General features: G+C 73.1%; 10 protein-coding genes. 6 read left to right on the forward strand and 4 right to left on the reverse strand.

Annotated elements, in window-relative coordinates; genetic code table 11:
* Window positions 1-139: 139 nt before the first annotated feature.
* Window positions 140-1537 carry an MFS transporter gene (locus tag AB0877_RS30990; protein WP_366613292.1) on the forward strand — a complete coding sequence of 466 codons (1398 nt, stop codon included), beginning with the start codon at window positions 140-142 and terminating at the stop codon, window positions 1535-1537.
* Between the two features lie 69 nt (window positions 1538-1606).
* Window positions 1607-2095 (forward strand): hypothetical protein, encoded by a 489-nt coding sequence (locus AB0877_RS30995; RefSeq protein WP_366613294.1) that lies wholly within the window; start codon window positions 1607-1609, stop codon window positions 2093-2095.
* A 122-nt stretch (window positions 2096-2217) separates the two neighbouring features.
* Here the strand turns inward: AB0877_RS30995 and AB0877_RS31000 are convergent, their stop codons facing one another.
* Window positions 2218-3750, reverse strand: coding sequence for a M1 family metallopeptidase (locus AB0877_RS31000; RefSeq protein WP_366613296.1), 1533 nt, complete (start codon window positions 3748-3750; stop codon window positions 2218-2220).
* 145 nt (window positions 3751-3895) lie between these two features.
* On the opposite strand from AB0877_RS31000, the gene AB0877_RS31005 reads away from it, so the two are divergent.
* Together AB0877_RS31005 and AB0877_RS31010 are read left to right on the forward strand one after the other, a co-directional pair.
* A complete protein-coding gene (locus AB0877_RS31005) occupies window positions 3896-8611 on the forward strand; it encodes an FtsK/SpoIIIE domain-containing protein (RefSeq protein ID WP_366613298.1) in 4716 nt (1571 codons plus the stop codon).
* Between the two features lie 2 nt (window positions 8612-8613).
* Window positions 8614-9570: a hypothetical protein gene (locus AB0877_RS31010; RefSeq protein ID WP_366613300.1), complete on the forward strand. Its 957-nt coding sequence runs from the start codon at window positions 8614-8616 to the stop codon at window positions 9568-9570.
* A 60-nt stretch (window positions 9571-9630) separates the two neighbouring features.
* On the opposite strand, the gene AB0877_RS31015 is transcribed toward AB0877_RS31010, so the two are convergent.
* Window positions 9631-10185 (reverse strand): hypothetical protein, encoded by a 555-nt coding sequence (locus AB0877_RS31015; RefSeq protein ID WP_366613302.1) that lies wholly within the window; start codon window positions 10183-10185, stop codon window positions 9631-9633.
* A 291-nt stretch (window positions 10186-10476) separates the two neighbouring features.
* On the opposite strand from AB0877_RS31015, the gene AB0877_RS31020 reads away from it, so the two are divergent.
* Both AB0877_RS31020 and AB0877_RS31025 read left to right on the forward strand, forming a co-directional pair.
* Entirely contained in the window at window positions 10477-11115 is a 639-nt protein-coding gene (locus AB0877_RS31020; protein ID WP_366613304.1) for a hypothetical protein, read from the forward strand.
* 305 nt (window positions 11116-11420) lie between these two features.
* Entirely contained in the window at window positions 11421-11684 is a 264-nt protein-coding gene (locus tag AB0877_RS31025; RefSeq protein ID WP_366613306.1) for a DUF6244 family protein, read from the forward strand.
* 99 nt (window positions 11685-11783) lie between these two features.
* Here AB0877_RS31025 and AB0877_RS31030 read toward each other — a convergent pair whose 3' ends face one another.
* Together AB0877_RS31030 and AB0877_RS31035 are read right to left on the reverse strand one after the other, a co-directional pair.
* Window positions 11784-12194 carry a hypothetical protein gene (locus tag AB0877_RS31030; RefSeq protein ID WP_366613308.1) on the reverse strand — a complete coding sequence of 137 codons (411 nt, stop codon included), beginning with the start codon at window positions 12192-12194 and terminating at the stop codon, window positions 11784-11786.
* Between the two features lie 275 nt (window positions 12195-12469).
* Window positions 12470-13450 (reverse strand): SEC-C domain-containing protein, encoded by a 981-nt coding sequence (locus AB0877_RS31035; protein ID WP_366613311.1) that lies wholly within the window; start codon window positions 13448-13450, stop codon window positions 12470-12472.
* Window positions 13451-13533: the final 83 nt, after the last annotated feature.

Genomic DNA, 13533 nt, shown 5'->3' on the forward strand with positions numbered 1-13533 from the left:
CCGCGCCGGCCGGACATTCCCGTTGGTGAAGACGCTCACAAACGTGGGCAAAGAGGTTTGAGCCGGCAAGACTTGTCGGCTGCCGAACCGCGCCGCGATCGGCCTGAACAATCATGCCGCCGATCGCTGGAGGTCCGTCGTGGCCACGGGTGCCACCTTCGCCGCGCTGCGCCACCGCGACTACCGGATCTGGGCGCTCGCCGGCTTCGTCTCCGTCATCGGCACCTGGATGCAGGTCCTCGGGGTCAACTGGTACGTCCTGAAGGAGACCGGCTCCGCGACGTCCATGGGCTTCGCCGTGCTGCTCCAAGCGGCGCCCACGCTGCTGCTCAGCGTCTGGGGTGGTGTGCTGGCCGACCGGCTGCCCGCCCGTCCGTTGCTGATCGCCGCCCAGTGCGCCCACGCGGTGCTCGCCGCCGGACTGGCGGCGGTCGCCCTGACCGGGGTCGGCGGCCTGCCGCTGATCTTCGCGATCTCGCTGGCCACCGGTGCCGTCTCGGCGATCGAAGGCCCGGTGATGGGGCGTTGGGCCGCCAGCCTCGTCGACCGGGAGACGCTGGGCAACGCCCTGGCGCTCGGCTCGCTCAGCAACTCCGCCGGCCGCATCCTCGGCATGAGCCTGGGTGCCGTGGTGGTGGCCGCCGTCGGACCCGCCCTGCTGTTCGGCATCAACGCGGCCAGCTTCGCCGCCGTGGTGGTGGCGCTGTTCGCCGTACGCCCGGCAGTCGCTCCTGGTCTCCCGGTCCCGGAGGCCGGCCGGACGCGGGGCGGGGTCCGCGCCGGGTTCGCCTACCTGCGCGGGCAGCCGGTGCTGCTCCTCGCGCTCGCCCTGTCGTTCGTGCTCGGCAGCCTGGGCCGCAACTACCAGGTGACCATGGCCGCGATGAGCGACGGGCCGCTGGACGCCGGCGCCTCCGGCTACGGCCTGCTGTCGACGGTGTTCGCGGTCGGCACCGTGGTGGGCGCGCTCGTCGCGGCCCGGCGGCGATCCCTGGGCTACCGGACGCTCGTCGTCGCGGGCCTGTTCGCCAGCGGGTTGCAGATCGTCGCCGGCCTCGCACCGGGCACCTGGAGCTTCGCCGCGGTGATCCTGCCGATCGCCGCCGCCGCGGTCGTCATCGACACCACCGTCGGCACCCGCGCCCAGCTCGACACCGACGGCGCGATGCGGGGTCGGGTGCTCGCCGCCCTGGCGGTCACCGGCTCGGTCTCCGCCGCGGTCGGCGCCCCGCTGCTCGGCTGGCTCGCCGAACATGCCGGACCCCGGCAGACGCTCGTCCTCGCCGGAGCCGCGGCGGCGATCGCCACGACGGTGGCGGGCGTCGCCCTCGATCGGCAACGCGGCCGTGCGGCGACCCTCGCGCTCGTCGTTCCGCGACCCCGCCATCCGGTACGACGAGCGGCGTTCCGGGCCGCCCGCATCGTGCGGCCCACCGGTGCGGTCTGCGTCATCGGGCCCGCCGAGGCCGGCGCGGCGCGGTCGGGCGGGGTCCGGCTCCGGGAGTTGGCCACCGCAGGGCCGGTGCCGAACCGCTGAGACAGCGGTCACCCTCGACGGCCCGCTTCCGGGACAGGGCAACCTGAAGATCATCGTTACGCTGCGATCATGGACATTGAGGAGCGGCTACGGCGAACCCGCCGATGGCTCTGGGTCGTGCTCATCGGGCTCTTCCTGAGTGGTGTCACCGCGTTTCCGCTGGAGATCGAGGTGCGCTGGCTGCTGCGCGTACTGGATCCGCTCGCCGACCACCTGCCCGCGCTGGTCGCCTGGATCGAGCGGGTGCACACCGGGCTCGTGACGGCCGGTGAGGACTACCCGTTCCTGCTCTACGGCACCGACTGGCTGGCCTTCGCCCACCTGGTGCTGGCGGTGGCCTTCTGGGGGCCGCTGCGCGACCCGGTGCGCAACGTCTGGGTGGTGCAGGTCGGCATGATCGCCTGCGCCGGCATCGTTCCGCTGGCGCTGATCTGCGGCCCGATCCGGGACATTCCCTGGTTCTGGACGCTCATCGACCTGTCCTTCGCGGTCGGGGCGTTCCCGCCGCTCTGGTTCGCCTACCGGCACATCCGCGCCGTAGAAGCCGAAACCCGGTAACCCGGGCCGCGCGACCCCCGCCGGTCGATCATGGAGTTGTGGTGGGCAGAAGATGCGCCCTTGCCCGACATGCGGGGCACCACAACTCCATGATCGACGTGGCGGGGGTGGGGTGGGGTGGGTTAGTGGGACATCAACTCGTGGGACTCGCGGATCTTGGCCCAGGACTTCGGTTCGGTCGGTGGGGCGGCCTTGCGGGCGGCGTTGGCCAGCTCGGGTCGGCCGGGGGTGAACAGCCAGGTGGTGAACAGGTCGTCCAGGTCCAGTCCGGAGATCCGCTCGGCCAGGGCCTGGAACTGCTCGATGGTGCCGTTGCCGTACCGGCGCTCGGTGGTCCAGGTCGGCAGGATCTCGAAGAACGCGTCGTCACCGACGGCCAGCCGTAGCTGGTGCAGGGCCATCGCACCCCGGTCGTAGACGGCGTTGTCGAAGACCCGCCCGGCGCCCGGGTCGCCGGGCGGCACCTGCCAGAACCCGTCGTCAGCCGGGTAACTGGCATAGGTGAAGTCGAAGACCTCCTGGGCGGTGCCCTCGCCCTGCTCCTCCGACCAGAGCCACTCGGCGTACGAGGCGAAGCCCTCGTTGAGCCAGATGTTGCGCCAGTCGGCCACCGAGACCGAGTCGCCGAACCACTGGTGGGCCAGCTCGTGCGTCACCACGTAGGTGTTGGCGCCGCGTCGCCAGAAGCCCGGCCCGTACACCGGGCGGGTCTGCGTCTCCAGGGCGAAGCTGATGCCGTCGACCGGCCCGGCCACACCGCCCTGCGCCTCGAACGGGTACGGCCCGAAGATCCCGCTCTCCCAGTCGACGATCTCGGCGGTCCGCTCGATGCTGGCCCGCGCGGCCGGCCCGAGCGCGCCCAGCGACGTGCTGTACGCGTTGATCACCGGCTGGCCGCCCGGGGAGGTGTCGGTGACGATGTCGTACTGGCCGATGGCCATGAAGGCCAGGTAGGTGGCGGTGGGGGAGGTGGTCCGCCAGATCCACCGGGTGCGGTTGCCGGCCTCGGCCAGCGGGGGCCTCGGCTGCACGCCGTTGCTGATCACCTCGACGCCGGTGGGCACCGAGACCGAGATGTCGTAGGTGGCCTTGTCCAGCGGATGGTCGTTGCTCGGGAACCACCACCACGCCGACTCGGGCTCGTTGACGGCGAGGGCCCCGTCGTCGGTACGCGTCCAGCCGGTGTAGCCGTTGACCAGGGCCTCCGACGGGACACCGGAGTACCGCACGACGATGGTGAGCTGTTGGCCCCGGGTCACCGTGCGGGCCGGGGTGACCACCAGCTCGTGCGCCCCCGCGGTGCTGCTGCTGGCCGCCCAACCGTTGACCCGGACCGACTCGACGTCGAGCAGGAAGTCCAGATTGAACGTCGAGAGGTCCTCAGTGGCGGTGGCGAGGATGGTGGTGGTGCCGGTGAGCAGGTCGGTGGCCGGTTCGTAGCGCAGCCGGACGTCGTAGTGCTCGACGTCGTAGCCGCCGTTGCCGTAGTCGGGGAAGTAGCTGTCGCCCAGTCCGGGCGCGCCGGGTTGCGGCGCCGCGGAGACGACCGGACGGCCCCAGCCCGTCGGGACGGCCTGGGCGGGGGTGCCGGCGAGCATGGTGCCGGCGGTGGTGAGGGTCAGGGCGGTGGTGGCCGCCGTGAGGACTCGTCGCACGGGGTGGACTCCCTCCATCGGGTGTTCGCCAGGCCAACCTAATCGACAACCGTGAACGTCGCCGGCCCGCCACACCCATCGTCGGTCGTCGCCCTCTGGTGCGCGTTGCGCCGCAAGGTCACACTGTGTTGATCGGAGGTGACACGTGCGGCGCTCGGAGTTACCCAGCCGGGAATCGACCGGCCAACGACAGTCGACCGCTGGTCGGGAACGCCTGCCGGCCGGCGGTCTGGAGTTGTTCACGCTGCTCGCCCGGCTGTTGCGGCGACCCCGCCGCGGCGACCGCCGGCTGCCGCTGCTGTGGCTGGTCCGCTCCGACACCGCGGATCTGATGGTGCCGCTGCGCCGGTTCCTCGGCCAGGGCCCCCGGCGGCGGGTCCCGCACGCCGTGCTGGACGCCGACGCGCCGCCCGGCGTCGGGGACGTGCCGGCGCTGCTGCGCGAGCTGCACCGGCAGCTCTCCCTGGAGGCCTTCGGCGCCGCCCGGCTGCGCTTCCGGCACTATCCGCTCGCCGACTGGCTGATGCAGCAGAGCCTCAACCTGGGCACCGACGCCGACGACAGCCGCGCGGCCCTGGTCCGCCGGCTACGCGACCGCAGGGGCCCGCGCACGCCGGAGGCGGTGCCCTCCGGCGGCGACGCGGTCAGCATCGTCTCGCAGGTGCTGCTCTGGCTGGTCCGTCGCGCCGTGCCGGGGGTGATTTTCCGGGCTGCCCTCTCCGGTCGGGTGCCGGTGCTCGGGCGGCACTACAACTGGTTCATGCGCCAGCAGTACCTGGCGCCCCGGCAATCGGTCACCTTCCTCGGTTTCGCCGAGCGCCTCACCGCCGGCTGGCGCGACGGGGAGCAACCCGACCAGGTCAACAAGCTGCTGCTGCACGCGTTCCTGGAGGACCTGCGGCAGGCGTACCGGCGTCGCCCGTGGCGCCTCTCGGACTGGCGGCGCACCGCGTACCCGGCTCTGCTGATCGATCACGTCGCCCCCGGCAACGTCGGCGGGGAACTGGTCCGCCTGATCGGCGACGTCCGCACCGAGACCGGCCGCAACGACCCGCTGCTGATCGTCGCGTCCGGTGGGCAACCCCCACCGGACCTGCCCGAACCGCACCCGTTGACGGAGGCCGACGAGGCGTACGACGAATGGGCCGGGGCGCTGCCGGAGATGCGCCGGCTGCGCCGCCCGGCCACCTGGCTGGTGGCGCTGCGCCCCGACGAGACCGACACCGGCCCACCGTCACGTGGCGGCCTGCGGCCCTTCTCCGCGCCTGACCCGCCGTGGTGGTCGCGGCGCTTCCTGCCGACGGCGCTCGTACTGGTGCTGGTGGCGACGCTCGGCCTCTGGGTGACGAGCCGGTGGGGGCCGGGCTGTCACCCCTCGTTGACCGGCCAGGTGTCGGTCGAGGTGGTCGGCGACGACGAGTGTGTCGGTTACAGCGACAGCGCCGCGCAGGTGTTCAACAATGACCCGGGTCAGGAGCGGCTGCGTACCGTCCAGAAACGCATCTTCGCGCAGAACCGCGCCGCCGAGGAGGTCTGGCAGCGCAGCGAACGGCGACGGCCCTTCCTGACCCTGGTCTACCTGGGCACCCTGACCGGCAACCTGACCCGCGCGGACGAGGAGTCGTACGTCTCCGAGCGCGAGGAACTGGAAGGGATGGCCACCGCCCAGTACGCGTTGCTGAAGGAGTCGGCCGGCGCGGGCGGCGCAGCGCTGCTGCGGATCGTGGTCGCCAACGCCGGCCGCCAGATGGTCTACGCCGACCGGGCGGTGGCGATGCTGGCCGAACTGGCCCGGGACGACCCCACGGTGCTCGGCGTGGTGGGTCTGGTGGAGAGCCGGAGCAGCACCGCCCGCGCGCTGCGCGAACTCAACCGGGTCGGCCTGCCGGTGCTGGCACCCACCCTCTCCGCCGACCGGATGGACGCCAACTCCCGCCTCTACCTGCAGATCTCCGCACCGAACAAGGATCAGGTGAAGCTCGTCGACGCGTACGCCCGGCAGGTGCTGAAGGTCGACGAGGCGCACGTCTTCTACACCTTCCTGGAGGGCAGTTCGCTCACCGAGGACCTCTACGTGGGCACCCTCGTCGAGGGTCTCCGCAAACAGTTCGGCCCCCGCATCACCCGCCTCGACGAGTGGAGCGCCGGGCAGCGGCTGACCGACGAGTGCGGCTATCCCGGGCTGCTCTTCTTCGCCGGCCGGTGGTCGGAGTTCCACGATTTCCTGCGGGCGCTGCGCGAGTGCGGCGGCAACCCGCCCCGGCACCTCGTGGCCGACGACTCGGTCAACCGGTACATGGCCAACCCGGGGCTGCGCGCCGCCGCGCCCGGCAACCTGCCCGTCACGTTCAACTCCCACCGGGCGGCTCGCGCGCACCTGGACACCGCCCGCAGCGCCCTGGGGGCGGCACCGACCGCCGTCGCGCCGAGCGGCGTCGACGACCTGGTGACCCGCCTCGCCCGCCTCGGTGCTGCCCTGGCCACCCCCGCTCCGGGCGTCACCCCGCTGGCCGACGAGCCGGCCGCGGTGCGGATCGGCGAGGCGTCCACCTCGGACGGCGGCTTTCCGGTGCTGGTCCCGCTCGGCGGCGGCCACCACCTCGCCCTGGACACCGACGCCCGGGACCCGCAGGTCGCCGGGCTGCTGCGGGCGCTGGTGCTGCGGCTGGTCGCCACCGCGCCGCCCGGCCAGGTCCGCGTCACCGGCATCGACACCGCCGCGCTCGGCGCCACCTTCGGCCCGCTGCGACCGCTGCTCGACGCCGGGGTGCTCGACCCGCCGGCCACCGGCGAGGCCGAGGTGGCCGCGCTGCTGGACGCTGCCGAGCAGCACGCCCGCGCCGCGCAGCACGGCCAGCCCGCGGCCCGTCGCCTGCTGGTGCTGGTCGCCACCGCCGCACCGCCACCCCGCGAGCTGGCCCGGCTCGCCGCGCTCACCCACGCCGGCCCGGCCGCCGCCGTGTGCGTGCTGCTGGCGGGCCACCCGTCCCGGTTGCCCGGCGAGACCGCGCCGCCGCTGGGCGGCACCACAGCGGTCCGGCTCACTCAGGGGTACGCGCACGTCGGCGACCCGCCCGGCACCCCGTTCAGCGCCGACGGCAGCGGGCTCGCCGCACCGGTCCTGCTCGACGGTGACCCGCCGCCGGCCTCGGTCCGCGCGCTCGCCGAGCACCTCGGCACCGCGACCCGCCGCGCCGACGCGTTGTCCTTCACCGACCTGCTGCCCGAACGGCGCTGGGCCGAGTCCGCCGGCAACGGCCTGCGGACAGTGGTCGGCCGGGCCGGCGGCGGCGCCGCCTTCGACACCGCGCTGACGCTCGCCTTCGACGACGCCACCCCGCACTGGCTGGTCGGCGGGCGCACCGGCGCCGGCAAGACCGTCTTCCTCCTCGACGTCCTCTACGGGTTGGCCGCCCGCTACTCGCCGGCCGAGTTGCAGCTCTACCTGCTCGACTTCAAGGAGGGCGTGAGCTTCACCGAGTTCGTACCCACCGACCGGGACCCGTCCTGGTTGCCGCACGCCCGTGCCGTCGGCATCGAGTCCGACCGCGAGTACGGCCTCGCCGTGCTGCGCGAGCTGCGCCGGGAGGCGCAGCGCCGGGCCACCGCGCTCAAGCGGCACGGCGTCACCAAGCTCGCCGACCTGCCCCGGGACAATCCGCTGCCGCGCATCGTGGCGGTCGTCGACGAGTTCCACGTGCTGCTGGCCGGCAACGACGCGCTGGCCCGGGAGGCCGTCGACCTGTTGGAGGACCTGGCCCGCAAGGGCCGCTCGTACGGCATCCACCTGGTGCTGGCCAGTCAGAGCATGACCGGCATCGAAGCCCTCTACGGGCGGGCCGAGGCGATCTTCGGGCAGTTCGCGTTGCGGGTGGCCCTGCCCGGCGGTGGTGGGGTGCTCGATCAGCTCAACGACGCCGCCGCCGCCCTGCCGATCGGCTCCGCGGTGGTCAACACCGCCGCCGGCGCGGTCGGCGCCGACACCGTGCTGCGCTTCCCCGACGCGCACGCCGCCACGGCGGACCTCGCCGCGTTACGCCACGACCTGTGGCAGGCCCGCCCGCAGGGCTCGCGCGCCCCGGCGGTCTTCAAGGGGTACGAAGCCGCGCGGATCGAGGACGACAGCACGTTCGCCGGGTTGCGCCCCGGTGGCCGACGCCCGATGGCACTGGTCGGTCGGACCGTCGACGTGCACGGCACCACCGCACTGTTCCTGATGGACACCACCCCCGGTCGACACCTCGCCGTGGTGGGCACCGCGCCGACCGGCGCGGACGTGTTGCGGGCCGCGACGCTCAGCCTGGCCCGCCAGCACACTCCCGGCGACGCGCGGTTCGAGCTGGCCTGCCTGGTCGGCGTCGCCGACGCGGTCGCCGACGACACCGAAGCAGTCCTGCGCGCCGCCGGCCACCCGGTCGGACGCCTCGACGCGGCCGGGCTGCGCGACCGGATCGCCGCGCTGGCCGCCGAACCCACCGGCCGCGAATACCTGGTGGTGTTCGGCATGGACGCCGCCGCGCCCGTCCTCAGCGCGACCGACCCCGCCACGTTCCGTTCCGGCCTGGACGACCTGCGCACCGTCCTGCGTCAGGGCCCCGGGCAGGGGGTGCACCTGCTCGGGTGGTGGCGGGGGCTGCGCCGGCTCGCCGACGACCTCGGCGGCACCCAGAACCGCGACGACGTCGCCTGCCTGGTCGCGCTCAACGTGCCCGGCGCCGAACTGGCCCTGCACCTCGGGGCGCACGACCTGACCTACACGCCCCGCCCCGACCGGGCACTGCTCATCGACCGGCACGACCAGCGCACCCGGCTGATCGTCCCGTTCGTCGGCGACGGGCACGACCCGGACGGGGAGCGCTGACAGTGTCCTTCGAGGAGTACGCGGCCCTGGCCCGGCAACTCTCCGCCCAGCACCGCGCCGGGGAACAGCACGCCGCCGCCGAGTCCGTGCGCCGCCGCGACCTGCACGCCGCCGTCGACTACCTCCAGCAGCGGCTCACCGCCCAGGGGCAGCGCCTCGACCAACTCGGCCGAGCCATCGGCGTCGAGCAACCACCCACCGCCCCCGCCTCCGCCCCCGCCGCCGCCCCCGCCGCTTCCGCCGGCCCGAGTGCGGGTCAGGGGACGGGGACGCCGGGCGAGACCGCCGCCTGGCCCGCCCCGCCGTCCGGCGCGGGGTCGCCGTCTGCTGCCGCCTGGCCTGCTCCGGCGTCCGGCGCCGGGTCGCCGTCTGCCGCCGCCGCACCCGGAACCGGGGACGGGGAACCCGCCGGCGCAGCCGGCGCGCCGGGGCGGGCGGGGGTCGGGGCGTACCCCCAACTGCCGGCGGGAGAGGCGCGGCTGGCGCTGCCGACCGCGGTGAGCCCGGCGGGCGGCGGGGTGCCCGCGCAGCGCGCGGCCGCGGCCGACCCGGCGACGGAGTTGGAGCTGGCCCGGCGGATGGCTGACGAGGCCGACCGGCATGGGCAGCAGGCGGAGTTGCTGGCCCAGCGGCCGGCGCTGCTGCCGACGTGGTCACCGCTGGCGCGGGCGGTCGCCGTCTACGCCGGGTGTGGCGCGGCGGCCGGGGTGCTCGTGCTGATGCTGGTGCTGGCCTCCGGGGTCGGCCTGGTGGACGGGTTCACCCTCGGCGCGTGGATCTGCGCGGGGCTGCCGGCGGTGGCGTTCTTCGGCGGCTACCTGGTGCTGGGCCGCTGGGGGCGGCCGGCCATGGTCGCCGGCACCCCGCCGCGATATCTGCCGCTCGGGTTCCTGATCTGTTTCCTGGTGGTGCCGATGGCCTACTGCGCGTACCTGCTGATGGTCCGCGGTCTGCGCTGACGGTCGACCTGGAGTGGCGACGGGTCGTCACCGCACACGTCGCCGACGGTTGGGCACGGATCAGTCCAGGTGGTAGATCACGCCGCCTTCGTCGCTGAACTCCTGCTCGGTGCCGCTGGTCGAAGGGCTGAAGACGCGGCAGGAGCAGTCATCGGCGGGAGGCCCCGCCGACGCTTGGGCGTAGTACCAGACCTGACCCACCTCGGCCCGGAACGTGCGACTGCTGGCCCGTCCCACCTCGATCGCCCGATGCGGCTCACACTGAGCGTCGAAGATCCACAGTACGTACGGCTCGCTGCTCGTCGAGGCAGTGCCTCGCAGCGGTTCTCCCCACCGGCCCTCGGGGATCTCCCGTCGGAAGAAGACCAACGCGTCATCGCCGTGGATCTTGGCGATGCAGGACCGGTAGAGCGCCGCCCGAGACGCCGAGGTCGGACCGGGCGCGGCTGTTGCCGACGACGACTGGAGGCTGCTGAGGACGCTCTGCCCGTCACCGGTCGCGACGGCGACGGCCAGCAGGACAGCGAGAAGCCCGAGGAGAGCCCCGGACAGCCCAATGACGCGCGCCCGGCGACCACGACCAGCCGGTGCCGTGTCTGTCCTCTGAACCGTCAAGCCCCGTCACTCCCTCGGCAAGCTGTCGCCGAGTCTAGGAGGCTTCGCACTCGGGCGTGGTCCCCGAGCTTCGGATCGCCGCCTGCCAGCCGCGGAATCCGCTGTGCTCCCAAGGGAACCGGGTCCACACTCCACCGTGCCCACGGCGCTGCCGTAGTCTCGCGCCCCGAGCGCAGTCGGTGCGCTGCCCGCTTGCCGAGGTCTGGACGTCACGCCTCGACGCCTCGCGAGTGGCAGGTCGAAAGGTTGGTCAGGGAATTGCAGGGATACACGTCCACCCAGGTTGAGCCGATGCCGGCAGGGGGCGGGACCGCCGCTTCGCCGGCCGACGCCGATGCGGCCACGCCCCGCTCCGAGCAGGACCCCGGACTGTCGGTCGTCGCCGCATCGCAGCAGGCCGGCGTGGGCGCGGTGGTCGCCGGCTTCGGGCTGATCGCCGTCGGCGCGGTGGGCGGCTGGGCGATCTGGCGCAGCGGTGCCTCCGCGGCGAAGATCCAGCCCGAGGACACCACCGGTGTCTTCCTCACCCTGCTGGTCTTTGCCGCAGCGGTCGAGCGGATTCTGGAACCCTTCTCGCGGTGGCTGCCGGGACGCGCCGCCGAGGCCGCCCTGTCCCGAACGGTGACCGACGTGAACAGCCGGTTCGACGGCCCCACCGAGGCTGACCGCGAGGCGGTCGCCGTGGCCACCGCCAAGGTCGCGCGGGCGAAGGCGAACCGCACCATCGTCGCGTGGGGTCTCGCCAGCGGGATGGCCACCGTGGCGTCCAGCGCTGGCGGGTTCTACGTCCTGCACGCGGTTGCCGGCGCCGACTGGAACGGCGTGGCCGTCTGGGTCGATGCCGTCGTGACCGGGGTGATGGTCGGCAGCGGCACGAAGCCGTTGCACGATCTGATCAGCCGCGCGCAGAACGGCCCGCCGTCGCCGTAGGGCGTCGGCGGCGTCGGGGTGTTCGTCGCTGATCGCTGAAGCGCCCCCGTTTCGTGGTGTCACCCTAGATCTTGGACACTTACCGTCATGAGCTGACGGAAACTGTCCAAGATTCGGTCGCCGATCCGTCTCGGACAGGCTCCAGTGGGAAGATTCGCCAGAGTCGCCCGCGCGGAGTGACCAATGTCCGTCCGGTGACGCGGAAGCGAGCGGCCGGTCGCGTTGGGTGCGCGGATCTCGTACGCTCCCATGTGGTCTCTGCCGGTGCGGCGGTGGAGGCGATGGTCGACCAGGGGGAGGTGCGCGTGAGCGCAGCACAGATCATCGCGAGGTTGGCGGCGGCGTCGCAGAAGCTGGACGAGGCGAAGGCCAAGACCGCAGCGGCGGCACAGGACGCTGCCGAGGCGCGCGTCCTCGTCGCCGGCGCGCTGGAAGGTGTGGCCGCCGGTCCGCTGGTCGGCATGATCGACTCGTACCGTCAGGCGCTGGCGCAGGCGTCCCAGGGTGGGGACCCGGCCAAGCAGCACGTGCAGGAGACGATTACCAAGGTTCGAGCGCTGGGAAACTGACCATGGGTGGTGGCAGCGCGATCCACCAACCACCCGCGGCAGCCGGCGTCACCCTGCGCGGCTACCGATGTCACCGCCCAGCGCGTGTCTCGTGGACGGTCAGCGGGTGACGCGGACCTCGCCCTCGAAGCGCGGCGAGTATTCGCAGTCGACCGGGGTGCACAGCGACACAGTCCCGGTGGCGAGCGCGATGCCCCGATTGAAGGCGAAGCCACCGCTCTCCGCGTAGACCCGGCCGATCACGGCCTGCGGTACGCCGGTGCAGGTGAAGATCGTCCCGGCGCTGCCGTACGCGACGTTGTCGCCCGAGCGTTGACGCAGACTGAATTCCGCACCACCGTCTCGACCAGACTCGCAGGTCACGGTGAGGGTGATGTCGACGGCGACCCCGCGTGCGATCAGTTTCGCCGAGGTGACCTCGACGGTGCTGGCCGCGCTCGCCGGGGTCGGTACGAGCAGTGCGCACAGGAACAGTCCGAGTAGGGCGGCGGTGGTGGTGACACGGCGCACGGCGGTCCTCCTCAATGGAGCGGCTGCATTTCCACGGTCACGGTAACCATCGCCGGCAATCGCCACCATCGATCGATTGTGTGGGTGCGGGGTGGACGTCGGGTGAGGGGCGGTTGGCCGGGTGAGCGTGATGCCGGTGAGTCATCTTGATGACGCACCGGCATCAGAGACTCAGGGGACATCGCTCCACGGCAGCCGCGCAACGGCGATCGGACCGTGCGGCGATCGGACCGTGCGGCGATCTCCGCGCGGACGCGATCAGGACCGGGACGCGATCAGGCGCGCAAGCGGGGCAGGCAGCACTTCTTGTACTTCGTACCCGACCCGCACCAGCAGGCGTCGTTGCGGCCCGGCGGCCATGTGGTGATGCCCGCGTCGTCGAGGCTGTCGGCGTACTCGTCGAGGGTTTCCTCGTCGATGGCGTCAGCGCCGGCGAAGGCCGACAGACCTTCGACGCTGCCCGTCACGATGCCCAGGCCGACGCCGCCGCCGAGTCCGGACGCGTCGACGAGGGCGCGTTCGAGGTGGGCGCGGTGCTCGTCCCAGGTGGGCGGGTAGCTGTCGACCAGCGCCGGCCAGCGCACCAGCAGAGCGTTGAACTCCGCCTGCGGCCAGAAGAGCAGCGTCGCCGGGCCGTCGTCGAGGGCGTCGAGCGCGTGGGTGCTGGCGGCGCTCAGCCGGTCGGCGAGGTTGTCGTACTCGTCGTGAGGGAGACCCTGCTCCTCGCGCAGGTCGTGCCGCAGCTGGGCCAGGCCGTAGATCATCGCCGCGGCCTCGTCCTGGGCGTCCTCGGACGCGTGCTGCTGGGTGCGGGTCCGTTCCAGAATCGCGTCGAGCGCGGCGGTGAGCCACTCCAACGCCGTGTCGGCGTGGCCGGACTCGGCCAGCTCATCGACGAGGTACGTGGCTGCGGGATCGGTCTCCAGCAGCGGACGCAGGGCGGTCAGCTCGGCCATGCCCTCGTCCGAGCGGCCGAGGCGCAGCAGCAGTCCGCCGCGCACCGCTCGGGCGTACGCGTTGTCGTCCGGCTGCTCGGCGATGGCGCGGGTGGCCAGGGCGAGGGCGTCGGCCAGGTCGCCGGCCTGCCGCAGGATTTCCGCGGCGACCAGCAGGGCGTACCCGGTGTCGTCGGGGTCCGCCACCCGCCCCTCGTCGACGGCGCTCACCAGTTCGGCGACGAAGGCGGCCGGGTCGGGGCTCTTGAGACCCAGGGCGCCGATCTCGTCGATGCGGTCGGCGGTCAGCAACTCGGGCATGGGCGCTTCCTGAGCAACGGCGGATGGGCAGCGGTCAGCGTACTCCGGAACGCGGCGCGGCCCGGGCGGCGAACCGCCCGGGC

The sequence above is a fragment of the Micromonospora sp. NPDC047644 genome (assembly GCF_040704315.1).
Classification (GTDB): Bacteria; Actinomycetota; Actinomycetes; order Mycobacteriales; family Micromonosporaceae; genus Micromonospora.

What these genes read in the sequence shown, in the direction of transcription:
- AB0877_RS31020 (WP_366613304.1), top strand. Translation starts at nt 10,477, where the DNA reads ATGCCGGCAGGGGGCGGGACCGCCGCTTCGCCGGCCGACGCCGATGCG.
- AB0877_RS30995 (WP_366613294.1), top strand. Translation starts at nt 1,607, where the DNA reads ATGGACATTGAGGAGCGGCTACGGCGAACCCGCCGATGGCTCTGGGTC.
- AB0877_RS31035 (WP_366613311.1), bottom strand. Translation starts at nt 13,450, where the DNA reads ATGCCCGAGTTGCTGACCGCCGACCGCATCGACGAGATCGGCGCCCTG.